We start from the raw sequence: 24,066 nt of genomic DNA, 5'->3' as shown, positions 1-24,066 counted from the left end.
CGCTGAGTTCGGTGCTTACTTGGGCTGGACACCCAGCGCGGCCAGGGCCGGGCCGGCCATGATCACGCCGGTGCCGGTCACCGTGTCGAAGCCGGGCGCGCCCAGGTCGATCGCCGAGGACACCAGCGCCGAGCGGATCTGCGCCGGGGTCGCCGTCGGCTTGCCCGAGAGCAGCAGGGCCGCGATCGCCGCCGCGTGCGGGGCCGCCGCCGACGTCCCGAAGAACGGCTGGAAGCCGGTCACCGAGGTCGCCACGCCGTCCGCTGCCGTGATGTCCGGCTTGTTCCGGGTCGTGCCGCCGGTCGAGGAGACGTTGCCGGGGGTGATCGCCGTGCCGTCGGCGTTGTAGAAGAGCTTGCGCTTGCCGTCGGAGGAGAAGCGCTCCCACTTGCTCGACGCGCTGAACAGGCCCGGGTACGGGCCGGCCGGGTTGGCCGGGTCACCGGTCTCCAGCGGACGGCCGAACGCCGGTCCGGCCGGGGCCGCCGCGACGCTGAAGGCGTTCGCCGCCGCCGAGTGGCCGTTCGTGACACCGTTGGTGCTGAACGCTTTCAGCGAGCCCGAGGCCACGAAGCGGCCGCGGATGACGTTCAGCGCGATGAACCGGTCGGCACCGCTGTACTTGACGACCGCGACCTTGTAGCCGGAGCCGGTGGTCGGCACGTTCGCGATCTCGTACGGGTTCTGCGAGCCGGACTGGCCGTTCTCGCTGGAGGCCACGACGCTGCCCGCCGAGTTCAGGATGAACAGGTCGTAGTCGTTGGCGGACTTGCCCCACGGGTCGGACCAGAACAGCGTCACCGGCTTGCCGAGCGAGCCGGCCGAAAGCGCGTCGAAGTTCTGCGTGGTGCTGCTCGGGTCGAAGTCGTGCGGGGTCCCGGTGACGCCGCTGATCTTCGTCGGGGACGCGCGGAAGTCGCCTTCGTAATACCCGCTGGTGCCGTCGGTCGCGTTGCCGGAGTTGCCGGCCGAGGAGAAGTACAGGACGCCGGCCGCGGTCACGTCGTTGACCGCCTGCGCGACCTGCGTGTCCTGGAACGGCGACTCGTCGAAGTAGGCGACGTCGTCGACGATGATCTGGCACTTGCCGGTGGTGCGCAGCGCGCGGATGTTCGCGGCGAAGCTGGCTTCACTGGTGAACGCGGTGGCGAAGCCGAGGGTCGCGTTCGGCGCGAGGTCGTGGATGATCTCGAGCATCGCGGTGCCCTCGTCGCCGCTGCCCTTCTGCCCGGACAGCACGTCCACGGCGGGCAGTTCACCGGCGCTCTGCGACTTCGCGAGCGAGTCGACGCCGTCGGAGAGCACGCACACCTTGGTGCCGGACCCGCTCACGCCGTAGGTCGCACGGGCGGCGTCGGCACCGTGCGCTTTGTCCCCTTCGGACACCTGCGTCGCGGCGGCGGCCTGCGCGGCGACAGCCTGCCGCAGATCGCGGTTGCCGGGCTCGCTCCAGGTGGTGGCCTGCGCGGCGGGCTTCACCTCGGCGACGTCGCCACGCCCGGCGATGGTGTCCACAGCGGACAGCGGCAAATCGGCCCGGACCGCCCCGTCCGGCGCGGTGTAACGCACGGTGCCACCGGCCGACCGCACAGCGTTGGCAACGCCGTTGCCGTGGGCAGCGATGTCGACCGCGACGGTGCCGGCCCCACTGACCCCGACGCCGGAGCGGTAGTCGGGCAGCTTCGCGGCGAGCGACCGGTCAGCACGCAACCGCTTCTCGACGACCAGCTGGCTCGATTGCTTGCGCTCCGCGGGGCTCAGGCTCTTCTTGATGCTCTGCAGGGCACTGATCCCGGCCTCGGTGCGCGCGGCAGCCGCGTCCACCGTGGACGGCTGCGCTGCCGAGACGCCCGTCGTCAGCAGCAACGCGCCGACCGTCAGCGGAGCCGCGTGCGCGGCAACCCGGCTGAATCTCACCATCGATGTCTCCCTGTGATCCTCGGTCACTCGACCGGGTGTAATGGGGAGAATCTAAGGAGTGACCGAGCGAGGAACCACCGACCAAAGTCTGGATCGCACGGACGTCCACATCCTGGAACGAGCAGGAAAACATGAGAACGATTTCGGGCCACCGGCTCCGCCACCGGGCAGCCTTCCGTTCGAAAGCCTCGCACTGGGCAAGCACGGGATTCGGCCGCACGACCATCGCGAAGAGGTCATCGAGCCCGTGGGGAGCGTAGAAGTGCCAGCTGCCGTCGGACCCCGACACACGAGCAGACGGCCACGAAGGCATCGATCGCGGCCTCGGTACTCGTGAAGGGCGAGCAGGCCACACCGAACTTGGCTTCGTACCAGAGATGCACACTTCAACGTCGACATCGAGGTCCGCGAACGTTTCGGCGGCGGCCCGGATGACCCGGTCCTCACCCTCCCAGATCAGATCGGAGCCCCGGCACCTCGACGAGGATTTCGTTCCGCCCCAGGAACTCCCGCAGCCGCTCCGACGCCACCACACCCCCGCCCGGACCCCCGCGGCCCCGATCCGAAGCCGCCCACACGGCCGGCGCGGCGGGTCAAGGCACGCTTTCCCGCCTTGACGCGTCGCGCCGGCCGTAGTGACAATGAAAAATCGGGGCGAAAGAAATCACATATTGATCATGTGCCCAGCAAGCCCATGAACAGCTTCCTTCACCGCTTCCCCCAGCGTCGGGTGCGCATGCACATTCCGAGCCACCTCATGAACAGTCAAATCCCACTGCTGAGCCAAAGTGAGCTCCGGCAGCAACTCGGTGACATCCGGCCCGATGAGGTGCCCGCCGATCAGCTCCCCGTGCTCACCATCACTGATCAGCTTCACGAACCCACCGGCGTCGCCCAACCCCTGAGCCTTCCCGTTGGCCGTGAAGGGGAACTTGGCCACCCGGACGTCGAACCCCTTCTCCCGGGCCTGCGCCTCGGTCCACCCGAAACTGGCGATCTGCGGCTGGCAGTAGGTCGCCCGCGGGATCATCGGGAAGTCGAGCTCCATCGTCTCCGCACCGGCGATGGTCTCCGCGGCCACCACCCCCATCGACTCGGATGCGTGCGCCAGCATCAACTTCGCCGTCACATCACCGATGGCGAAGATGTGCGGCACGTTCGTCCGCCCACGCCCATCGACAGCGATCGCGCCCCGCTCAGTCAGCGCGACACCCGTCTTGTCCAGCCCGTAACCCTCGACCCGGGGCTGGAACCCGATCGCCTGCAGCACCTTGTCCGCGGTCAGAACCCGCTGCCCGTCCTTCTCGGACGAAACAGTCACCTCGACCGAAGAACCCGAATCGTCGATCGACTCCACCCGGGTCGACGTCAGCACCTTGATCCCGAGCTTCCGATACCGCCGGAGGAGCTCAGCCGACACCTCGGCATCCTCCAACGGCACCATCCGATCGAGGAACTCGACGATCGTGACGTCGACGCCGTAGTTGTGCAGCACGTAAGCGAACTCGACGCCGATCGCGCCAGCCCCGGCGATGATGATGCTCGAAGGCAGCTCACTGGACAGGATCTGCTCTTCGTAGGTCACGACCCGCGAGCTGCGCGAAGTCCCCGGCAGCAACCGGGTTGTCGCCCCAGTGGCGATGACGCAGTGCTCGAAGGTGATCTGCGAGCCGTTCACCTCGAGCGTGTGATCGTCGAGGAACGTCCCGTGCCCGTCGAACTCGGTGATCTTGTTCTTCTTCATCAAGAAGTGCACGCCCTTGACGCGCCCGTCGGCGACCTTCCGGCTCCGCTCGTAAGCAGCCGTGTAGTCGACCCGGATCGGGCTGTCGGACGAAATCCCGAACGCCGCGGCCTCCTGCGTCACCACGTGCGCCAGTTCGGCGTTGCGCAGGAGAGCCTTCGACGGGATGCACCCGACGTTCAGGCAGACCCCGCCCCAGTACTTCTCCTCGACCACCGCGACGCTGAGCCCCAGCTGCGTCGCGCGGATCCCCGCGACGTAACCGCCGACCCCGGCCCCCAGCACGACGACATCAAAGTGTTGTGCACTCATACACCAGAAACTACCCCTACGGGCAGGACCGGGCGGGGTGACGCGGACCTCAGGCCGCGAGCGGCCGTCGCTCACCGCGGATGGACTCCAGCAGGGTCGTCACCTCGCCCATGATGCGAGCCGTCGCCTCCTCCAGCACCTCGCGGGTGAGCGGGCGGTCGCGCAGGTCGGACAGGTCGACCGGCGGCCCGGCGACCAGCTCGACGGTCTTGCGCGGCAGCCCGCGGGGGAACCACGCGGTCGACGGCAGCAGGTGGTGGGTGCCCCAGTTGGCCACCGGGATCACCGGCGCGCCGGTCTCCAGCGCGGCGCGGACGAGGCCGGTCTTGCCGCGCATCGGCCAGCCGTCCGGGTCCTTCGAGAACGTGCCCTCCGGGAAGACCGCCACGCACTCGCCCGCCCGCACGGACGCCACCAGGTCGCGGTAGGCCTCCGCGGCCGTCGCCGCGCCGCGGTAGACCGGGATGTGGCGGCCCGAACGCATCACGCGGCCGACCACCGGCAGGTTCCACAGCGACGCCTTCGCCAGGTAGCGCGGCACGCGGCCGGCGGCGAGGCAGAACGCGGTGAGCGTGGTCGGGTCGGCGAAGGACAGGTGGTTCGACGCCACCAGCACGCCGCCGGTCTTCGGGATGTGGCGGGAGCCCCGCACGCGGAAGCGGGTGGTCTGGGCGAGGAACTGCCAGACCACCTCGATCGCGAAGCTGTACCAGGCGCCACGGCCGGCGCGGGCGAAGCGCCGGCCGTAGGCGATCATCTGGCGTCGGGTGAGCAGCTCACCCTCGAGGTCCAGGGCGGTCCAGCGGTCGTTCATGAGTGTCATTCGTAGCCCACGACCGCCCGGTTCGGCCCCGGCGCGCGCCGAACGCGGCGCAGATCACAGCAACGATTTCACCGGCGTTCGAGCACGACCACCGGGATCTCACGGTCGGTCTTCTTCGCGTACTCGTTGTAGTCCGGCCAGACGGCGGCCAGCTTCTCCCACAGCTTCGCGCGCTCCTCGCCCTCGGCCGTGCGGGCGGTCGCGGTGAACTTGTCCGCCTTGACCTGGACGCCGACCTCGGGGGTCTCGACGAGGTTGAAGTACCAGCCGGGGTGGTTCGGCGCGCCGCCCTTGGAGGCCACGATCACCGGGTTTCCGTCGACTTCCTGGTAGATCAGGGCGAATTTGCGCTCCTGGCCGGTCTTGCGGCCCTTCGTGGTCAGCACGAGCGTCGGGACGCCTTCCTTCCACTCGTGCCCGACCTCCCCGTCGGTCTCCTCGTAGCGGCGGACGTGCTCGTCACCGAACAGCATGCGTGGTTCCTTTCGCGGTCATCGGCAGTGGCGGGCTCACCACTTGAAGGTTCTCCTTGTTTGCAACACACGTACCGCGGCCGATCTTCCCCGCCGGTTTCACTCGAATGGGTCAGGTCCCCCGAGCAGCGGCTTCTCCGGAGACACCCTCCTCCCAGTAGATTGCACCGACCGAGCACGCGGAGACACCCGAAACCGATCTTGGAGGAGCCAGCCATGAAGGCCCGGCCGCACGTGACACTGGAAGACGTGGCACGCAGCGCGAACGTCTCGCTCGCGACGGCGTCGCGGGTGCTCAACGGCACCGCGTCCGTCCGCGCCGACCTGCGGGAGCGGGTGTCCGCCGCCGCGGCCGAGCTGGCTTACGCCCCGAACGCGCACGCGCAGGCCCTCGCCGGCGGCACGCACCGCACGGTCGGCGTGATCTGCCACGACGTCAGCGACCCCTACTTCGCGGCGATCGCCGGCGGCGTGATGCGGGTGGCGACCGACAACGGGCTGCTCGTGATGCTGGCCGGCACGTTCCGCGACCCCGACCGCGAGGTCGCCTACGTCTCGACGCTGCGCGCGCAGCGGGCGGCGGCGATCCTGCTGATCGGCTCGGCGTTCGAGGACCGGACGTGGGAACGCGCGATGGCCGCCGAGCTCGAGCCCTACCGCCGCGGCGGCGGGCAGGTCGCGGCGGTCAGCCGCCACCGCGGGCTCAAAATCGACACCGTGCAGCCGGACAACAAGGGCGGCGCGGCGGCGCTGGCCGACGCGCTCGTCGGCCTCGGCCACAAGCGGTTCGCGGTGCTCGCGGGCCCGCGGCAGCTGAGCACGGTCATCGACCGGCTGGCCGGGTTCAGCGACGGGCTCGCCGCGCACGGCATCACGTTGCGCGAGGACGACGTCGTCGAGGCCGCTTTCACCCGCGACGGCGGCTACGAGGCGACCAAGAAGCTGCTCGCCGGCCGCAAGCGCAAGCTGCCGACCTGCGTCTTCGCCGTCACCGACGTGATGGCGATCGGCGCGCTGACGGCGTTGCGCGAGGAGGGCCTCTCCGTGCCGGGCGACATCTCGGTGGCCGGCTTCGACGACATCCCGGTCGTCCGCGACCTCGCCCCGGCGCTGACCACCGTGCGGCTGCCGCTGGAAGAGCTCGGCGAGCGGGCGATGGACCTGGCGATCAAGGGCTCCGCCGGCACCCGGCCGCGGACGGTCCGGCTCTCCGGCGAAGTCGTCCTGCGCGAAAGCACCGGACGCCCCAAGCGCTGACCCGGTCGGGCCTTGTCGTGCTCCGGCGCAGGCCCTACCGTGGATTCGGGAAAGCGCTTTCTGAGTCACTGGGAGGTCCCCCGATGCTCGTGCTCCCGGTTCCCGGCGGCGGGCTGCTGGACTGGACGCCGTCCGGGCCGCCGTGTCCCGGGCCGTCGGGAACGCCGCTGTCGTCGAGGATCGCCTACGCCGCCGCGCACGTCGTGGCGGACGCGCTCGCCGCCGAGCCGGACACCGTCGACTGGGACACGACGCTCGCCTTCCGCGAGCACCTCTGGTCGTGCGGCCTCGGCGTCGCGGAGGCGATGGACACCGCGCAGCGCGGGATGGGCCTGGATTGGCCGGCCACCCGAGAGCTCGTGACGCGCACCGGCGCGGCCGCGGCCGGACGGCGGTGGTGCGCCGGCGTCGGCACCGACCAGCTGCCACCGGGGCCCGCGACCGTCGCGTCCATTGTGGACGCCTGGCGCGAGCAGCTGGACCTGGTCGGCGGCGCGGGCGCGATCCCGGTCGTGATGGCCAGCCGGGCGCTCGCCGCCGCGGCCACCGGGCCGGACGACTACCACGCCGCGTACGGGAAGCTGCTGTCCGACGCGGGCGGGCCGGTGCTGCTGCACTGGCTGGGCGAGCAGTTCGACCCGGCGCTGGCCGGCTACTGGGGCCACGACGACGTCCGCGCGGCCGCCCGCGAGCTGGCAGCGCTGTGCACCGAGCACGCCGGCACGATCGCCGGGGTCAAGGTTTCGGTGCTGGACGCCGAGGTGGAGACCGAATTCCGGCGCACCCTGCCCGCGGGCGTCGCCTGCTACACCGGGGACGACTTCAACTACCCCGAACTCATCGCGGGCGACGAGGCCGGCCACAGCGAAGCCCTGCTCGGCATCTTCGACGCGATCGCCCCGGTGGCCGCGGCGGGGCTGCGCCGGCTGGACGACGGCGACCTGGCCGGCTTCCGCGCCGCGCTCGACCCGACCGTACCGCTGTCTCGCGAAATCTTCCGCGCACCGACCCGGCACTACAAGACCGGCGTCGTCTTCCTGGCGTACCTGAACGGGCACCAGCGGCACTTCCGGATGATCGCCGGGCAGGAATCCGCGCGCACGATCACGCACCTGGCGACGTTGCTGCGCCTGGCCGACGAGGCGGGCGCGCTGGCCGACCCCGACCTGGCCGTCGCCCGGATGCGGCCGCTGCTGCTGGCCGCCGGGGTGGCGTGATGGACGAGCGGCTCAGCCTCAACCAGATCACCACCAAGTCCTGGACGCTGCCCGAAGCGGTGGCGGGCTGCGCGGCGGCGGGCGTCGGCTGGATCGGGCTGTGGCGGGACAAGGTCGCGGAAACCGGCGTCGACGAAACCGCGCGGCTGCTCAAGGAGTACGGCGTCCAGGTTTCTTCGCTGTGCCGCGGCGGTTTCTTCACCGGCGTGACCCCGGAAGGGTCCCCTGTGGACGGTGTGGCCCAGACCCGCGAGGCGATCGACGAAGCCGCCGCGCTCGGCGCCGGCGTGCTCGTGCTGGTGGTCGGCGGCATCGCGGGCCACGACCTGGCCGCGTCCCGCCGGCGCGTCGCGGACGCCGTGGGCGAGCTCGCCCCGTACGCGGGCGAGCGCGGCGTGCGGCTCGGCTTGGAGCCGCTGCACCCGATGCAGTGCGCGGACCGGTCGGTGCTGTCCACTGTGGACCAGGCACTGGCGATCGCGGCCGAGCACCCGGCCGAGCAGGTGGGCGTGATCGTGGACGAGTTCCACGTCTGGTGGGACCCGCGCATCGAGGAGTCGATCGCCGCGGCGGCGGGCCGGATCGCCGGGTTCCACGTGTGCGACGTCCTGGTGCCGCTCCCCGACCCGCTGCTGGGCCGAGCGCTGCCGGGGAACGGCCCGATCGACCACCGCCACCTGCGCACCTGCGTCGAAGCGGCGGGGTACGACGGGCCGATCGAGGTCGAAGTGTTCAACGCGCAGCTGTGGGCCCGCCCGGGGGCGGAGGTACTGGCCGAGACGATCGCGGCCTTCGAGCGACACGTGGCCTGAGGTGTCCACGGCGCGGTACGCTTGGTCCGTCCAGCGGACTTGGGGAGGTCGCGCGATGACGACGGAACACCAGACCGGCGACGAGGGCGCCGTCCGGAGCGTGCTGCGCGCCTTCGACCTGCTCGCTCTCTTCACCGAACGCCGCCGGACGTGGGCGGTCAAGGATCTCACCGCGGCCAGCGGCCTGGCGAAGACGACCGTGCTGCGGCTCGTCGCCACCTGTGAACAGCGCGGCCTGCTCTGGACGCGGCCCGACGGACGGGTCACCGTCGGACCCGGGATGCTGCGGTGGGCGCAGCTGGCGAACACCGCGTGGCAGCTGCCCGAACCGGTCCGCCAGGTGCTGCGCGACCTCGCGCTGGAGTGCCGCGAAACCGTCAACCTCTACGTCCGCAGCACGTCGGTGCTGGTCTGCGTGGCCCAGCAGGAGGGGCCGCTGGCCATCCGGCACGTCGGGCGGGTCGGGGACGAGCTGCCGCTCGGGTGCGGGGCCGCCGGGCGGGTGCTCGACGGGGCCGAGGGGGCCGCCGTCAGCCACGGGGAGCCCGAGGCGGGTGCGTCCAGCGTCGCCGCGCCGGTGCGCGACGGGGACGGGCGGGTGCTCGCGGCGCTCGCGGTGACCGGTCCCACCAGCCGGTTCGACGCGGCCGAAGTCGCTGCGTTTACCGAAGCCGTCTCCGGGGCTTCGCTGCGGATATCGCAGATCGGCCTCGGGACCCGGACGGAATAGGCCACAGTCGTCCGGATTCCGGCAGGACGTTGGTTAGGCTGCCCGGCATGCCGAACCTGCTGGTGGTGGAAGACGACGCGGCGATCGGCAGCGTGCTCGAATCGACCCTGCGGCTGCACGGTTACCAGGTGTGCTGGCGCCGTGACGGCCGGACCGCACTGCAGGCCGCCGAAGCCGGTGAGTTCGACCTCGTGCTGCTCGACCTCGGCCTGCCCGACCTGGACGGTGTCGAGGTCTGCCGCCGGCTGCGGAGCGCGCTGCCCGCCGCCGTGCTGGTCATCCTCACCGCCCGGCAGGAGGAGATGGACGTCGTCGTCGGCCTCGACGCCGGTGCCGACGACTACCTCACCAAGCCGATCCGGCTGGGCGAGCTGCTGGCCAGGGTGCGCGCGCACCTGCGCCGCGGCGCGCCCGCCGGGGCCCGGCCGCCGGTGACCATCGGCGAGCTGACCGTCGACATCGCCGGCCGCCGCGCCACCCTGCACGGCCGCGAGGTCGTGCTGCGCGCGAAGGAGTTCGACCTGCTGGCGCGGCTGGCCGAGCAGCCCGGCGTCGCGGTCAGCCGCGAGACGCTGATGGCCGAGGTCTGGGACGCGCACTGGTACGGCTCGACGAAGACCCTCGACGTGCACATCGCGGCGGTGCGCCGCAAGCTCGCGTCGGTCGCCGGGCCCGACGCCGAGGTGCCCCGGATCGCCACCCTCCGCGGTCACGGCTACCGCCTGGAGGACCCGGCCCGGTCCGCGGCCGAAGGCTAGCCGTGCGCCGCCGGATCATCTCGCTGACCGTGCTCGCCGCGCTGGTCGCGACCGTGCTGTTCGCGCTGCCGCTCGGCATCGCGGTGATGCAGTACTACCGCGACGACACCAAGGCCGACCTGGAGCGGGCCGCGGACGCCGCCGCGCTCGCCGTCTCCGAGGACCTGAGCGCCGGCCGGACGCCGGTCGTCCCGCCCCTCGTCGAAGACGACGACGAGGTCGGCGGCGCCGTCGGCGTCTACAGCCCGGACGGGCGGCTGCTCGCCGGGCACGGCCCCGCGGTCGGCGGCCCGGTCGAGCGGCACGCGGCGAGCGCCACCGTCGACGTCGTGATCGACCGCGAAGGCGACGAAGTGGCGCTGGCGATCCCGGTCCTCAGCGGCGCCCGGGTGACCGGGGTGGTCCGCGCCGCGCTGCCGATGTCGGAGCTGCGGCTGCGGGTGGTGCTCACCTGGCTTGGCATGGCCGTGCTCGCGATCGCGGCGATCGGCGTGAGCTGGCTGCTGGCCCGGCGGGCGACGACCCGGCTGGTGCGGCCCCTCGAGGAGCTGGCCGCGGCCGCCGGGCGGCTCGGCGACGGCGACTTCACCGCCCGCTCCCCCCGCGCGGGCATCGCCGAGATCGACCAGGTCGGCGAAGCACTCGACGCCACGGCGACGCGCATCGGCGAGACGCTGGAGCGCGAGCGCGCGTTCTCGGCGGAGGCGTCGCACCAGCTGCGCAACCCGCTGACCGGCCTGCGCCTGCAGCTCGAAGCCGCGCTGGAAACGCCCTCGGCCGACCCGTACGCGGCGATCCGCGCCGGGATCGCCTCGACCGATCGGCTGGAACGCACCATCGAGGACCTGCTGGCGCTGGGCCGCGAACGCCGGGCCCCGCGCGCGGAACTCGACCTCGACGCGCTCCTCGGCGAAGTCCGCGAGGCCGGCGAGGCCCTGCTCGACCCGCGCGGACGGGCGCTGCGGATCAACCGCCACGACCCGCCGCCGGCCCGGGTGGCGGCCGCCGCGGTCCGCCAGGTGCTCGGCGTCCTGCTCGACAACGCGGCGACGCACGGGCGCGGCACGGTCACCGTCGTGGCCCGCGACGCCGGCGACGCGCTGGCCATCGACGTCGCCGACGAAGGCCCTGACCTGGGCGAAACCGACCCGTTCGCAACCGCGCCGAGCGATCACGGGATCGGCCTGCGGCTGGCCCGCAGCCTCGCCGAGGCCGAAGGCGGCCGGCTCCGGCTGAGCCGTCCCGCCCCACCCACGTTCACCCTGCTCCTGCCCGCCGCCGAGCAGAACGAATCGCCACGATCCGCGCATCCTGTGCAATGAATCACCTGTGATTCATCTGTACGCGCAATGTAGTCCTGTTTTGCCCGCCGGAAACGGCAGATACGGTCGTCGGCATGACTCTGCGAGCCGCGACGGTGCGGCGGAAACCGGTCGCCGACTTCGTCGCCGAAGGTGATCATGGCACGTTGAAGCGGTCGCTCGGCCTCGGGCAGCTCACCACGCTCAGCATCGGGGCGACGCTGGGCAGCGGGATCTTCGTCGTGCTCGGCGAAGCGGTCCCGGTGGCGGGGCCGGCCGTGGTGCTGTCGTTCGTGCTCGCGGGGATCACCGCGCTGTTCTCGGCGCTCTCCTACGCCGAGCTCGCCGGCATGATCCCGCTGTCGGGTTCGTCGTACTCCTACGCCTACGCCACCCTCGGCGAGCTCGTCGCGTGGGTCTGCGGCTGGTGCCTGATCCTCGAGTACGGCGTCTCGGTGGCGTCGGTGGCCGTCGGCTGGGGTCAGTACGTCAACGAGCTGCTGCGGCTGGCGTTCGGCTTCACCATCCCGGACGCGCTGAGCCAGCCGCCGGGTTCGGGCGGGATCGTCAACGTGCCCGCCATCGTCGTCGTGCTCCTCGCGATGGTCCTGCTGCTGTCGGGCGCGAAGGAAAGCGCGCGGGCCAACACGATCATGGTCGTGGTCAAGATCGGCACGCTGGTGCTGTTCTGCGCGATCGCGTTCACCGCGGTGCGGGCGAAGAACTTCACGCCGTTCCTGCCGCTCGGGCTGGCCGGCATGAGCGCCGGCGGGGCCAAGCTCTTCTTCTCCTACATCGGGTTCGACGCCGCCTCGACCGCCGGCGAGGAGGCGAAGAACCCGCAGCGCGACCTGCCGCGGGCGATCCTGCTCTCGCTCGGCATCGTCACCGTGCTGTACTGCCTGGTCGCCGTGGCCGCGGTCGGCGCGCTGCCGTGGCAGGAGTTCGACGGCCAGGAAGCCGCGCTCTCGCACGTCCTCGGCGTCGTGTCGGACAACCCGCTCTGGGCCGCGCTGCTGGCCGTCGGCGCGATCGTGGCCATCTCCAGCGTCGTGCTGACCGTCCTCTACGGACAGACGCGCATCCTGTTCGCGATGTCCCGCGACGGCCTGGTGCCGGGCGTGCTGTCCAAAGTAGACGCCAAGAGCGGCTCGCCGCGGGTCAACACCCTGGTGGTTTCCGGTTTCGTCGCCGTGCTGGCCGCGTTCATCCCGCTGGGCAAGCTGGCCGACGCGACCAGCATCGGCACGCTGTTCGCGTTCGGGCTGGTGAACGTCGCCGTCCTGCTGCTGCGCCGCCGCCAGCCCGACCGGCCACGCTCGTTCCGCGTGCCGTTCTCGCCGGTGACGCCGGTGCTGGGCGTGCTGTGCTGCGCGTACATGATGCTCAGCCTCGACGGCGCCACCTGGGTCGTCTTCGGCGGCTGGATGGCGCTCGGCCTGGTCCTCTACTTCGGTTACGGCATCCGGAAGTCGAGGCTGGCATGAGGGTCGCGATCCACCAGGGCGCGTTCGCCGATCTCCCGGAAGTCCTCGCCCGCACCGACGCCGACCTCGTCGTCACGGCCGAAATGGCCACCACGGGCTACCACATCGGCGCGCGCACGCACGAACTCGCCGAGCCCGTCGACGGGCCCACCGCGCGACGGATGTCCGCGCTGGCCGGGGAAACCGGCGTCGCACTCGCTTACGGCTATCCCGAATCCGACGGCGAACACGTCTTCAACAGCGTCCAGCTCGTCGACGCGACCGGGCGGCGGCTGGCGAACTACCGCAAGACCCACCTGTTCGGCGACCTCGACAAGGCGTGGTTCACCCCGGGCGGCGAAGCCGTGGTGCAGGCCGACCTCGGCGGCGTCCGGATCGGGCTGCTGATCTGCTACGACGTCGAATTCCCGGAGCTGGTGCGGGCGCACGCGCTCGCCGGCACCGAACTGCTGGTCGTGCCGACCGCGCTGATGAGCCCGTACGAGCTGGTCGCCGACACGCTCGTGCCCGCGCGGGCCTACGAAAGCCAGCTGTTCGTCGCCTACGCGAACCGCTGCGACACCGAGCGGGAGCTGACCTACTGCGGCCGCTCCTGCGTGGCCGCCCCGACGGGGGAAGTCCTGGCGCGCGCCGGGTCCGGGCCGGAGCTGGTCCACGCCGACGTCACGCGGGAGGCGCTCGCCGCGTCCCGCCTGGAGAACACCCACCTGGCCGACCGACGGCCCGAACTGTACCGGGGAACCACCGCATGACCTCCGCCGTCCCGACCGCGATCCACCACGAAGAACCGCCGGGCCGCCCGATCACGATGTTCGGCCCCGACTTCCCGTTCGCCTACGACGACTACCTCGCCCACCCGGCCGGGCTGGGCTCGGTGCCCGCGGAGCGGCACGGCACCGAAGTCGCGGTGATCGGCGGCGGCCTGTCCGGCATCGTCACCGCGTACGAGCTGATGAAGCTGGGCTTGCGGCCGGTGGTGTACGAAATCGACGAGCTCGGCGGGCGGCTGCGCACGGTCCGGTTCCCCGGCTGCCCGGACGACGTCGTCGCGGAGATGGGCGCGATGCGCTTCCCGCCGGCGTCGACCGCGCTGTACCACTACATCGACAAGGTCGGGCTCGAAACGGTCCCGTTCCCGAACCCGCTGGCGCCCGGGACGCCGAGCACGGTCGTGGACCTGAAAGGACAGAGCCACTACGCGCGGACGCCCGCGGACCTGCCCGCCGTGTACGGCGAAGTCGCCGCGGCGTGGGACCGCACGCTCGCCGACCACGCGTCGTTCGCCGAGATGCAGACGGCGATCCGCGACCGGGACGCGAAGACGATCAAGCGGCTGTGGAACGAACTCGTGCCGCGGCTGGACAACCAGACGTTCTACGGCTTCCTCTGCGACTCGCCCGCGTTCGCTTCCTTCCGCCACCGCGAGATCTTCGGCCAGGTCGGCTTCGGCACCGGCGGCTGGGACACCGACTTCCCCAACTCCATCCTGGAAATCCTGCGCGTCGTCTACACGGGAGCCGACGACGAGCACCGCAGCATCGTCGGCGGCAGCAGGCAGCTCCCCTTGCGGCTGTGGGAACACGCGCCCGAGAAGATCGCTTTCTGGCCGGCGGGCACGAGCCTCGGCTCCCTCCACGGCGGACGCCCGCAGCCCGGCGTCGCGCGGCTGCACCGCACCGCGCCGGACAACATCACGGTGACCGACACCGAAGGCCACATCCGGACGTTCCCCGCGGCGGTGTTCACGGCGCAGAGCTGGATGCTGCTGTCCAAGATCGAATGCGACGCGGAGCTGTTCCCGATCGACCACTGGACGGCGATCGAGCGCACGCACTACATGGCGTCGTCGAAGGTGTTCGTCCCGGTCGACCGCCCGTTCTGGCTGGACACCGACCCGGCGACCGGCCGCGACGCGATGAGCATGACGCTCACCGACCGGATGCCCCGCGGCACGTACCTGCTCGGCGACGACCCGGACTCGCCGGCGGTCATCTGCCTGTCGTACACGTGGGCCGACGACTCGCTGAAGTGGCTGCCGCTTTCGGTGTCCGAGCGCGTCGAGGTGATGCTGCAGTCCCTGCGCGAGATCTACCCGGGCGTCGACGTCCGCCGCCACATCATCGGCGACCCGGTGACCGTGTCGTGGGAGGCGGAACCGCACTTCATGGGCGCGTTCAAGGCCAACCTGCCCGGCCACTACCGCTACCAGCACCGGCTGTTCACGCACTTCGTGCAGGAGCCGCTGGCGCCCCGCCACCGCGGCCTGTTCCTGGCGGGCGACGACGTCTCGTGGACGGCGGGCTGGGCGGAGGGCGCGGTGCAGACGGCGCTGAACGCGGTGTGGGGCGTCCTGCACCACTTCGGCGGGGCGACCGATCCGGCGAACCCGGGGCCGGGGGACCTCTTCGAGGACCTCGCGCCGATCACGCTGCCGGACTGAGCGTGCCCCTTTTCCGGCGCCGGTTCCGGCTGCCGGCGCCGGTTGCGGCTCCGCTTGCCGGGGCCGGGCGGAGGTCGCGAATGGCTCATTCGCGACCTCCACCGCCCCAATGAGTCATTCGTGGCACCCCGGCGAGCCGAACGACACCCTCCCGATCACGCTGCCGAACCGGGCGTACCCCGATGGTGCAGACGGGAACGAGACGTTCCCTCCGCAGGATCTCGGCGAAGTCAGGGGCCGGTGAGCACGCCCCCGCTTCCGGCTCCGGTTCCGAGTGGTGCCGCGAGCCGAACAGCACCCTCCCGATCACACTCCCGGACCGGCCGTGCCCCGATCGTGGCACCGTGTCCGGGAACGTGCGGACTGGGCTGCCCGGCGCAACCGGGCGTGCGACGATGGGGCCATGAACACCGAGCCGGCGCCGAGATGGCGAAGACTGGAACCGGACGAACGGAAGGAACAGATCTACGCCTGCGCCGCGCGGCTGTTCGGGGAACGCCCGTATTCCGAAGTGTCCACTTCGGACATCGCCGCGGCGGCGGGGGTCGCGCGCGGGCTGATCAACCACTACTTCGGCACGAAACGCGAGCTGTACCTGGAAATCATCCGGCGCGCGCTGACCGTGCCGCGGCTGGCCGTCGAGATCCTGCCGGACGGGCCGCTCGAACTGCGGGCCGACGTCGCCATCGAGTGGTTCCTCGACATGGTCACCAGCCAGGAGCGGATGTGGCTGGCCGCGATCGCGCCCGAGGGCATCGGGCGTGACCTCGAAGTGGAGCGGATCCTCGAGGAGGCCGACCGCGAATCCGCCGACCGCGTGCTCGAGGCCGTCGGGCTGTCCAGCGAGAGCGACCACGGGCCGGAGCTGAACGCGCTCGTGCGCGCGTTCGGCGGGATGGTGAAGGCGGCCGGGCGGGAATGGCTCGTGCGCGGATCACTCACCCGGGACCAGGTGCACCTGCTGCTGTCGAAGTCGCTCGTCACGCTCGTCGGCGAAGTCTTCCCGGCGATCCGGGCGGTGCCACCGTCGCCGCGCCACGGTCGCGAATAGACCGAAGCCCCCGACGCCACGAGGGGGAGGAGGGCGCCAGGGGCTTCGGGTCGATGGGCGAACCACCGACGCACGTCCACGGTACGCCGGGGCACTGTCAAGTCGCTGTCAACCCTCAGTTGTCCGCTTCGCGCAGTTCGTCCAGGCGGTGGGCGAGCCCGTCGAGGCACCGGCCGACCGCGTAGTCGTACAGCTGGGCGTAGTAGCCCGCGGCGAGGTCGGGGTCGCCCATCAGGTCGTGCATCGCGGACCCCAGCTCGGCCATCCCCGGCAGGTCGGCCCGCTCGCGGTAGGCCGCGTACGCCTCGGTGTTGTCGATCCGCAGGGCGAGCGCGCCGTCGCGGTCGTCCTCCATCGCGACGAACTGGCACGCGGTCATCAGCAGCAGGTTGTAGGCCAGCACGCTCTCGCGGCCGAACCCCGCCTGCAGCAGCACGCCGATGCCGGCGTCGATGCTGCGCGTGGCCGCCTTGACCGACGGGCCGAAGAGGGCGAGCCGCCGCGCGCAGCCCGGGTAGGTCCGCAGCAGCGCGCGCAGGCTGCCCAGCAGCTCGGTGAACCACTCCGCCCACGGGAGCCGCTCTTCGGGCAGCTCCAGCAGGCCGACGACCCGGTCGACGACGGCGTTCACCACGGCGTCGCGGTCGCCGACGTGGTGGTAGATGACCGCCGGGTAGGCCTCGACCGCGCGGGCGAGCTCCCGCAGCGTCCAGTTGTCGAGGCCGCGCTCGGCGGTCAGGGCCGTGGCCGCGGAGATGATGCGCTCGGCGGTGAGCGCGGGCAGACCCGCCGCGGCCCGCGACCGGGGGCGCTGGCCGGTGCCCGAGGATGAGGGAGGCATGGGGCGTAACGGTAACCGCACCGCCCGTGCCGGTGCCAGGTTCGAACGGGTACGGCAGGATCGGGGCATGCCACGCGCACAGGCCAACGGGCTCGAGCTCGAGTACGACACCTTCGGCGACCCGGCGGCCCCGCCGCTGGTCCTGGTGATGGGCCTCGGCGCCCAGATGATCACCTGGGAGGACGGCTTCTGCGAGCTGCTGGCCGGCCGCGGGTTCTTCGTCGTGCGCTACGACAACCGCGACGTCGGGCTCTCCACCTGGCTCGACCACCTGCCCGCGCCGGACCTGGCCGCGCTCGCGGCCGGCGACCTGGCGACCGCGCCGTACCTGCTGTCCGACCTGGCCGACGACGCCGTCGGGCTCTTCGACGCGCTCGGCATCGAGCGCGCGCACGTCGTCGGCGCGTCGATGGGCGGGATGGTCGTGCAGCAGCTGGCCATCGACCACCCGGACCGGCTGCTGTCCGTCACGTCCATCATGTCGACCACCGGCGACCCCGCCGTCGGCCAGGCCGAGCCGTGGGCGCTCGGGCTGCTGGCGCGGCCACCGGCTTCGACCCGCGAGCAGGCGCTGGCCGACAGCGTCGACGGCTACCGGCGGCTCGGCTCCCCCGGTTACCCGGACGACGAGGCGTTCCTGCTGGCCAAGGCCACGCTGCACTACGACCGCGCCCGCCACCCGGTGGGCACGCTCCGCCACGCGGCCGCGGTGGTGGCTTCCGGCGACCGCACGGCGGGCCTGCGCGAGGTCCGGCTGCCGGCACTGGTCATCCACGGCGACGCCGACCCGCTGATCAACGTCAGCGGCGGCAAGGCGACGGCGGCGGCGATCCCGGGCGCGGAGCTGCTCGTCATCCCGGGCATGGGCCACAACCTGCCGCGCGCGGTGTGGCCGGAGATCGCCGAGGCGATCGGGCGCGTGACGGGTCAATAGCGCGTCAAGATCCGGGGCCGGGCTGTAGGGAACGCGTCCTGGCTCATGGTGCCGCCCCGCGCCGGCGGTCTTACTGGGGTCATGACAGGTGGCTTCGGGTTCCCGTTCGGGTGCGCGGCCGCGGTCGTCGCGGTGGTGCTGGCGGACGTGGCCGGCGCGACCCGGTTCCCGTGGTACGCACTGGTGACGCTGGGTGCGGTGGTGCTCTCGACGGCGGTGTGGAGCACGGCCGCCGCCGCGATCGGGGTCGCGGCGGTGGCGTGGGCGCTGGACTCGGGGTTCGTGCTCGGCCGCACCGGCGAGCTGCGCTTCGACGCGGCTTCGGCGCTGGCGGCGGGCGTGCTGGGTGCGGCGGTGGCGGCGGGCGTCCTGGCCCGCGCCGGGCTGCGGCCGGTGGCGGTGCGGGTGCCGTCGCCGCGTCGGTCGGCGGAGATTCCCGCGCATCGGCCGCACTTGACCGGCGTGGGGTGAGTGCCCGTCAGTTCTCACGCGGTGGCGACGCTCGCCGAGCCGCGAGGATCCGGGGCAAGCCCGCCGGACGCCCGGAGCGGCGCCCGCCGAGAGCCACGCACCCGATTGCCAGCGGGCCGAACCCGCTCAGTCCCCGCGCGGCAACGACGCCCGCCGAACCGCGAGGGCCGCGATGACCCGAGGCAGGCCCGCCGGGTGGAGGGGGTCGATGCCCGTCAGGTCGCGGACCCTTCCCTGGCAGTGGGCCGAGCCCGCTCAGTCCCCACCCGGCAACGACGCTCGCCGAGCAGCGATGATCCGGGGCAAGCCGCCGGATGCCCCGAAGCCGTACCCGCCGAGAAGCCACGCACCCATCCGCCGGCGACGGCCCGAGTCCGCACGCGCCAGCAACGCTCACCGAACCGCGAAAGCCGCGACGACCCGAGGCAAAGCCCGCCGAACGCCCCGGAGCCGTACCCGCCGAGAAGCCACGCACCCGACCGCCGACGGACCGAACCCTCTCACTCCCCACGCGGCAACGACGCCCGCCGAGCCGCGAGGGCCGCGATGATCCGCGGCAGGCCCGCCGGGTGGAGGGGGTCGATGCCCGTCAGGTCGCGGACCTTCCGCAGGCGGTAGTCGACCGTGTTGGGGTGGACGTGCAGGCGGGTTGCCGTGCGGCGGCGGTTCGTGTCCAGCTCGAGGTACGCCTGCAGCGTCTCCAGCAGTTCCGGGTGCGGCTCCAGGGGGGCGAGCACCGCGGCCAGGCGGTCGCGCGCCGCGCCCGGGCGGGTCAGCTGGTACTCCACCAGGACGTCGTCGAGGCGGTACAGGCCCGGCTCGCGGCCGAACCAGCGCAGCACGTCCAGCACCTCCGCCGTCCGCGCGGCCACCACCCGGACCTCCGCCGGCGCCGCCGTTTCGGCCGCCGCCAGCACGTCGACGCCCGCCGCGCGGCCGGCCGCGTCGAGGACCGCGTGCCGGCCCGCGAGCTCCGTCAGCCGGCCGGCCAATGGCAGCAGGACCAGCCCGCCCGGGCCGTCCAGGGACGCCAGCACGCCGTCGCCGCAGGCGTGTTCGAACGCGGCGAGGAACCGGCGCAGCTTGCGGCGGACGGCGATCTCCGCGTCCACGCCCGGCGACCCCTCGTCGGCGTGCGGCCCCAGCTCGACGCTCAGCACCAGGTACCGCGCCGGCAGCGTGATCCCGGCGCTGCGGGCGACGACGTCGACCGGGCCGCCGTCGGCCAGCACCGACAGCAGCGTGCGCCGCGCCGTGTGCTCCTGCCCGACCTTCGTGCGCAGTTCCTCCAGGTAGCCACGGGTGACCGCGGCGGTGACCGCGCCGACCCACGCCAGCACCCGGTCTGCCACTTCGAGCAGGTCGGCGACGTCCGCGCCGTCCGCTTCGGCCGAGCCGACGGCGAAGATCTCCCGCGCGCCGACGTGGTAGGCGTTGAGCACGGCCTCGAGCGGGAAGCCCTCCTCGGCGCGGCGCACCGCGGACGCGCCGATCTGCCGCAGCTCGGCGTCGTTGAGCTCGCGGTCCTCGCGCAGGCTCCGCGCGAACGCCCGCACGGCCTGCCGGGTGATGCCCGCGATGTCGCCGGCCAGCTCCTCGACCGGCAGCCGGCGGTAGTCCGCGACCTCGGCCTGGATGCGCGTCAGCACCCGCGCGATCAGCTCGGGCTCGTCCCGGGTCAGCCGCTCGTGCACCCGCTGCCCGCCGAGGGCCAGGTCCGCGCCGGCTTTGTGCTCCGTCACAACCGATCCCCTCGTTCTCTGCCCGGATTCCCAGTCAATCCGGCCACCCGCGGTGCCGATGGTGTCACGGAGACCAGCCATCGGCACAACGTCAAGGAGGACGGCGTGCGAGTGAGGACAACGGCGTTCATCACGATCATGGTCACCGCGCTGGCGATCACGACGGCGGGCACCGCGGCCGCCGCCGGCGGCGAGTACGTGGCGCTCGGGGACTCGGCCGCGGCCGGACCGCTGATCCTGCCCCCGGATCTGTCGTCCCCGGGCTGCCTCCGGTCGCTCGCGAACTACCCGCACGTCGCCGCGAAGCAGCTCGGCGTCCCGCTGAAGGACGTCACGTGCTCCGGGGCGACGACCGCGGACATGTACGCCCCGCAGTCGACGGAGACCGGCGCGGTCCCGCCGCAGCTCGACGCGCTGAACGCGGCCACGAAGACGGTCACGGTGACCATCGGCGGCAACGACGTCGGCCTGGTCGGCGCGGCGACGAGCTGCATCAACCTGCTGCCCGGCATCAACCCGGACTGCGTCGACAGGTACACGGCGGGCGGGCACGACCAGCTGGCCGAGAAGATCGCGGCGTTCGAGCCGACGTGGGGAGCGCTGCTGGACGCGATCCACGCGAAGGCCCCGGACGCGGCCGTCTTCGTCGCGGGCTACGGCACGTACCTGCCGCACAACGGGTGCTGGCCGATCGCGCCACTGACCCCGCGCGACGCGAACTACATCCAGGGCAGCATCGACAAGACGAACGCGGCGCTGGCCCGGCAGGCCGCGGCGCACAACGCGCGGTACGTCGACATCCGGACGCCCTCGATCGGCCACGACGTCTGCAAGCTGCCGGGCGTGAAGTGGTTCGAGAGCGTGATCCCGACCTCGGTGGCGGCTCCGCTGCACCCGAACGCGACCGGCATGCGCCACATCGGCGCGACGGTGGCCGCGGCGATCGGCTGAGGACCTGCCCGGCGCCGGCCGCTCTGTCCACGAAGGTTCGGCCGGGTGGCTCGTGAGTGTTCAGGAGGGCTCTGACCCTCCTGAACACTCACGACCAGCCGCGGCGATCAGCGGCCGAAATCCCAGCGGCTCGCGCCGTACGGCTCGGCGCACGCGACGCCGATCGCCCGGGTCGGCACCAGCCGGTACAGGAACCACGGGGCCGGGCCGGCGCTCGGGGCCATGAACGGCGCGTCGAACCCCCCTTCGGTCACCTGCGCCGGCCAGCCGCCCTCGCGATAGGCGGCCGCCACCCGCTCGAGCGCCGCCGGGTCGGCGACCGGCTCGGCCTCGCCCTCCACCGTCAGGTCGAGGCCCTTCAGGCGCACCGAAACACTGCACGCCGGGTTCGCCGCCAGGTTGCGGGCGCGGACGGTACCGGGTCCGCTCACGAAGTACAGCGTCTCGTCGACCCAGATCGCGCCCACGCCGGCGGAATGCGGCCGGCCGTCGGGGCGGACGGTCCCGACGAAGAACGTCAGGTCCTCCTTCGGGGTCTGGGTCGCGAGGAGGTCGCGCGCCCGGCTCCACGGCAGCTCCGGGGAGCCGTTCTGGTCGAGGTTCTTGGTCTTCGTCGGTTCGCTCATGCCTACGCGTCGAACGGGCCGACCGCGGATCGACACGCGGCGAGGGTTTTCGCGCCGCCCGGGTCGTCGTCGCCGGTGGCGGGCACGATCGCCAGCTCGTCGATCCCCGCCGCCGCGTACTCGGCGGCCTTCGCGGCGACCTCCGCGCGCGACCCCAGCAACCCGACCACGGCGATCGCCTCGACGGGCACCGCCGCCAGCAGCTCACGCGGGTGCGGCCGGGTGCGCGCGAAGCCGACCAGCTCGCCGAACCCCGCCGCGCGGAACATCTCGCCGTAGCCGGGTGCGGCCAGGTAGCCGACCACGCCCCGGCGCAGCTGCTCGAGCTCCGCCGGCCCGGGGTCCACCGCGCCGACCACCCACGCGGCCACCGGCGGCGGCGTCACGCCGGCCCGCGAAGCCGCTTCCCGGAGACCGCTCACCAGGGCACCGGCCGCGGCCGGGGTGACCAGGTTGACCACCATCCGGTCGGCGTGCCGCGCGGCGACGTCGAGCGCACGCGGCCCGAACGCCGCGATCGTCAGCGGCGATTTCGGTGCGGGCAAACGCAACCGATAGCCCTGCGAGCCCACCACCGAGCCGTCCACAGTGGACTTCTCGCCGGAAACGAGCTGCCGCACGGCGATCGCCGACTCCTCCAAAGCCGTCGCCGCCCGGGACCGCGACCGGCCGTGCCAGCCCCGCACCACGACGTCGCTCGACGTGCCCAGCGCGACCCCCGTCGTCCGGCCGGTCAGCGCCGCCACGGACGCGACGCCCATGGCGATCGTCGCCGGGTCCCGCACGGTCACCGCGAGCGGCCCGAAGGTCAGCGAGATCGACGACGTCGCCGCGCCGATCGCGGTCCCCAGCGCGAAGGCGTCCCACGTCGCCATCTCGCCGATCCACAGCTCCGGGTACCCGGCGGCCTCCGCGGCGCGCGCGGTTTCCAGCGCCTCCTCCGGCGGGCGGTCCTGCCACAACCCCAGCGAAACCGAAAGCCTCATGCGGGCGCCCGCACGATCATGGTGACGACCGTGGTGAACGAACCGCCGACGTTGAGCGTCAACGCCGTCCGCGCGCCCTCGACCTGCGTCTCGCCCGCTTTCCCGGTCACCTGCCGGGCAACGTCGTGCAGCATCCGGACGCCGGTCGCGCCGACCGGGTGGCCGAGGCCGATCAGGCCGCCGCCGGGGTTGATCCCGGCTGCGTCGAGGCCGCCCTCGCCGATGAACCGGCCGCCGTCCCCCGGCGGGGCCGCGCCCAGGTGCTCCAGCGCGACCAGGCCGGTGATGGTGAAGCAGTCGTGCAGCTCGACGACGTCGAGCGCGTCCGGCCCGGCCACGCCCGCGCGCTCGTAGGCGTCGACGACCGCGCCGCGCAGGTGCGGGAACAGGTATTCGCCGTCGGACGCCAGCTTCTCCGAGAGGCCGATGTGCGAAGTGCGGTGCCCGAAGCCCGCGATGCGTGGGAAGCCGCCGCCGAGCCGCTCGGCGAACGCCGGGGAGGCCAGCACGACCGCCGCGGCGCCGTCGGTGATCCGGCCGCAGTCCTGCTTGCGCAGCCGGCCTTCGATGACCGGGTTCAGCTCGTCGTCGGGCCCGAACGCGCCGGCCGGGAAGCGCCAGTCCCGCGCCTGGGCCAGCGGATTCCGCGCCGCGCGGTCGAAAGCGTGCGACGCGAACTGCCCGAGGTGTCCGGGATCGAGCCCGTACCGCTCGTCGTACGCGGAGGCGACGTCGGCGAAGAGCGCCGGCCACGGGAACTTCGCGCCCACGGCCTCGTGCCCGGCCCACGCCGCGGACCCGAGGTGCTCGGCCGCGCGCTGCCCGTCGACGTTGCGCATCAGCTCGACCCCGACGACCAGCGCGACGTCGTAGCGGCCCGCCTCGATGTCCGCGCACGCGGCGAGCACGGCGGTGCTGCCGGACGCGCACGCGGCTTCGTGCCGCGTCGAGGGCACGCCGTCCAGTTCCGGCACCGCGGCCACCAGCAGCCCGCCGAGCTGGGCCTGGCCGGTGAACAGCTCGGCCGCGAGGTTCCCGACGTGCGCGACCCCGACGTCCCCGGCCGAAACCCCGGCGTCCGCGAGCGCGGCCGGCACGACCTCGGCGAACAGCTCGAGGATCCCGCGGCCCTCCTTCGCGTAGTTGCGCGCGAAATCGGTCTGCGCCCCGCCCAGCACGAACACCGTCAT

Annotated in this window: 22 protein-coding genes and 1 pseudogene; 13 read left to right on the top strand and 10 right to left on the bottom strand. The window is 72.5% G+C overall.

Annotation, left to right across the window (positions count from 1 at the left end; all coding sequences use genetic code 11):
* Window positions 1–15: 15 nt before the first annotated feature.
* The 5 genes and pseudogenes from ACLJQM_RS15605 to ACLJQM_RS15585 form a co-directional block, all read right to left on the bottom strand.
* Entirely contained in the window at window positions 16–1,920 is a 1,905-nt protein-coding gene (locus ACLJQM_RS15605) for a S8 family serine peptidase (protein WP_410631789.1), read from the bottom strand.
* A gap of 148 nt (window positions 1,921–2,068) precedes the next feature.
* A pseudogene (locus ACLJQM_RS15600) lies at window positions 2,069–2,303 on the bottom strand (nucleotidyltransferase family protein); the annotation flags it as partial.
* A gap of 281 nt (window positions 2,304–2,584) precedes the next feature.
* Entirely contained in the window at window positions 2,585–3,976 is a 1,392-nt protein-coding gene (gene lpdA / locus ACLJQM_RS15595) for a dihydrolipoyl dehydrogenase (RefSeq protein ID WP_410631788.1), read from the bottom strand.
* A gap of 49 nt (window positions 3,977–4,025) precedes the next feature.
* Window positions 4,026–4,790: a lysophospholipid acyltransferase family protein gene (locus tag ACLJQM_RS15590; RefSeq protein WP_247020144.1), complete on the bottom strand. Its 765-nt coding sequence runs from the start codon at window positions 4,788–4,790 to the stop codon at window positions 4,026–4,028.
* Window positions 4,791–4,867: 77 nt separating this feature from the next.
* Window positions 4,868–5,272, bottom strand: a complete 405-nt coding sequence (locus tag ACLJQM_RS15585; RefSeq protein WP_247020142.1) for a nitroreductase family deazaflavin-dependent oxidoreductase — start codon at window positions 5,270–5,272, stop codon at window positions 4,868–4,870.
* A 216-nt stretch (window positions 5,273–5,488) separates the two neighbouring features.
* Between ACLJQM_RS15585 and ACLJQM_RS15580 the strand changes: the two genes are divergently transcribed.
* From ACLJQM_RS15580 to ACLJQM_RS15535, 10 genes are all read left to right on the top strand, one after another.
* The gene (locus ACLJQM_RS15580) at window positions 5,489–6,529 is read left to right on the top strand and encodes a LacI family DNA-binding transcriptional regulator (protein ID WP_247020140.1); all 1,041 of its coding nucleotides are present in this window, start codon (window positions 5,489–5,491) and stop codon (window positions 6,527–6,529) included.
* An 83-nt stretch (window positions 6,530–6,612) separates the two neighbouring features.
* Window positions 6,613–7,746: a dihydrodipicolinate synthase family protein gene (locus ACLJQM_RS15575; RefSeq protein WP_410631787.1), complete on the top strand. Its 1,134-nt coding sequence runs from the start codon at window positions 6,613–6,615 to the stop codon at window positions 7,744–7,746.
* Window positions 7,746–8,558: a sugar phosphate isomerase/epimerase family protein gene (locus ACLJQM_RS15570; protein ID WP_410631786.1), complete on the top strand. Its 813-nt coding sequence runs from the start codon at window positions 7,746–7,748 to the stop codon at window positions 8,556–8,558. Before ACLJQM_RS15575 ends, ACLJQM_RS15570 begins: the two co-directional genes overlap by 1 nt.
* Window positions 8,559–8,613: 55 nt before the next feature.
* Complete coding sequence (locus ACLJQM_RS15565; protein WP_360777048.1) at window positions 8,614–9,288, top strand: IclR family transcriptional regulator; 675 nt, start codon at window positions 8,614–8,616, stop codon at window positions 9,286–9,288.
* 47 nt (window positions 9,289–9,335) lie between these two features.
* On the top strand, window positions 9,336–10,046 hold the full coding sequence (locus tag ACLJQM_RS15560) for a response regulator transcription factor (RefSeq protein ID WP_360777050.1): 711 nt from the start codon (window positions 9,336–9,338) through the stop codon (window positions 10,044–10,046).
* Window positions 10,047–10,048: 2 nt separating this feature from the next.
* Entirely contained in the window at window positions 10,049–11,368 is a 1,320-nt protein-coding gene (locus tag ACLJQM_RS15555; protein ID WP_410631785.1) for a sensor histidine kinase, read from the top strand.
* Between the two features lie 74 nt (window positions 11,369–11,442).
* Entirely contained in the window at window positions 11,443–12,834 is a 1,392-nt protein-coding gene (locus ACLJQM_RS15550) for an amino acid permease (protein WP_410631784.1), read from the top strand.
* Window positions 12,831–13,586, top strand: coding sequence for a carbon-nitrogen hydrolase family protein (locus tag ACLJQM_RS15545; protein WP_410631783.1), 756 nt, complete (start codon window positions 12,831–12,833; stop codon window positions 13,584–13,586). Before ACLJQM_RS15550 ends, ACLJQM_RS15545 begins: the two co-directional genes overlap by 4 nt.
* Window positions 13,583–15,274, top strand: coding sequence for a flavin monoamine oxidase family protein (locus ACLJQM_RS15540; protein WP_410631782.1), 1,692 nt, complete (start codon window positions 13,583–13,585; stop codon window positions 15,272–15,274). The genes ACLJQM_RS15545 and ACLJQM_RS15540 overlap by 4 nt, the downstream gene beginning before the upstream one ends.
* A gap of 403 nt (window positions 15,275–15,677) precedes the next feature.
* Entirely contained in the window at window positions 15,678–16,325 is a 648-nt protein-coding gene (locus tag ACLJQM_RS15535) for a TetR/AcrR family transcriptional regulator (protein WP_247020126.1), read from the top strand.
* Between the two features lie 115 nt (window positions 16,326–16,440).
* Here the strand turns inward: ACLJQM_RS15535 and ACLJQM_RS15530 are convergent, their stop codons facing one another.
* Window positions 16,441–17,166 (bottom strand): TetR/AcrR family transcriptional regulator, encoded by a 726-nt coding sequence (locus ACLJQM_RS15530; RefSeq protein WP_247020125.1) that lies wholly within the window; start codon window positions 17,164–17,166, stop codon window positions 16,441–16,443.
* Between the two features lie 67 nt (window positions 17,167–17,233).
* On the opposite strand from ACLJQM_RS15530, the gene ACLJQM_RS15525 reads away from it, so the two are divergent.
* Both ACLJQM_RS15525 and ACLJQM_RS15520 read left to right on the top strand, forming a co-directional pair.
* Window positions 17,234–18,100, top strand: coding sequence for an alpha/beta fold hydrolase (locus ACLJQM_RS15525; protein WP_410631781.1), 867 nt, complete (start codon window positions 17,234–17,236; stop codon window positions 18,098–18,100).
* A gap of 81 nt (window positions 18,101–18,181) precedes the next feature.
* Entirely contained in the window at window positions 18,182–18,571 is a 390-nt protein-coding gene (locus ACLJQM_RS15520) for a hypothetical protein (protein WP_360777062.1), read from the top strand.
* A gap of 500 nt (window positions 18,572–19,071) precedes the next feature.
* Here ACLJQM_RS15520 and ACLJQM_RS15515 read toward each other — a convergent pair whose 3' ends face one another.
* The gene (locus ACLJQM_RS15515) at window positions 19,072–20,313 is read right to left on the bottom strand and encodes a PucR family transcriptional regulator (protein ID WP_410631780.1); all 1,242 of its coding nucleotides are present in this window, start codon (window positions 20,311–20,313) and stop codon (window positions 19,072–19,074) included.
* 111 nt (window positions 20,314–20,424) lie between these two features.
* Between ACLJQM_RS15515 and ACLJQM_RS15510 the strand changes: the two genes are divergently transcribed.
* Window positions 20,425–21,264 (top strand): SGNH/GDSL hydrolase family protein, encoded by an 840-nt coding sequence (locus tag ACLJQM_RS15510; RefSeq protein WP_410631821.1) that lies wholly within the window; start codon window positions 20,425–20,427, stop codon window positions 21,262–21,264.
* 107 nt (window positions 21,265–21,371) lie between these two features.
* Here the strand turns inward: ACLJQM_RS15510 and ACLJQM_RS15505 are convergent, their stop codons facing one another.
* Genes ACLJQM_RS15505 through ACLJQM_RS15495 form a run of 3 tightly spaced genes read right to left on the bottom strand, consistent with a single transcriptional unit; the run spans window position 21,372 to window position 24,066 of the window.
* Window positions 21,372–21,890, bottom strand: coding sequence for a pyridoxamine 5'-phosphate oxidase family protein (locus tag ACLJQM_RS15505; RefSeq protein WP_410631779.1), 519 nt, complete (start codon window positions 21,888–21,890; stop codon window positions 21,372–21,374).
* Between the two features lie 2 nt (window positions 21,891–21,892).
* Entirely contained in the window at window positions 21,893–22,876 is a 984-nt protein-coding gene (locus ACLJQM_RS15500) for an LLM class F420-dependent oxidoreductase (protein WP_360777066.1), read from the bottom strand.
* Window positions 22,873–24,066 carry an acetyl-CoA acetyltransferase gene (locus tag ACLJQM_RS15495; RefSeq protein WP_410631778.1) on the bottom strand — a complete coding sequence of 398 codons (1,194 nt, stop codon included), beginning with the start codon at window positions 24,064–24,066 and terminating at the stop codon, window positions 22,873–22,875. Before ACLJQM_RS15495 ends, ACLJQM_RS15500 begins: the two co-directional genes overlap by 4 nt.

The sequence above is a fragment of the Amycolatopsis sp. cmx-4-83 genome (assembly GCF_046548815.1).
Taxonomy (GTDB): domain Bacteria; phylum Actinomycetota; class Actinomycetes; order Mycobacteriales; family Pseudonocardiaceae; genus Amycolatopsis; species Amycolatopsis pretoriensis_A.
This window is presented reverse-complemented; position numbering and strand designations above follow the sequence as displayed.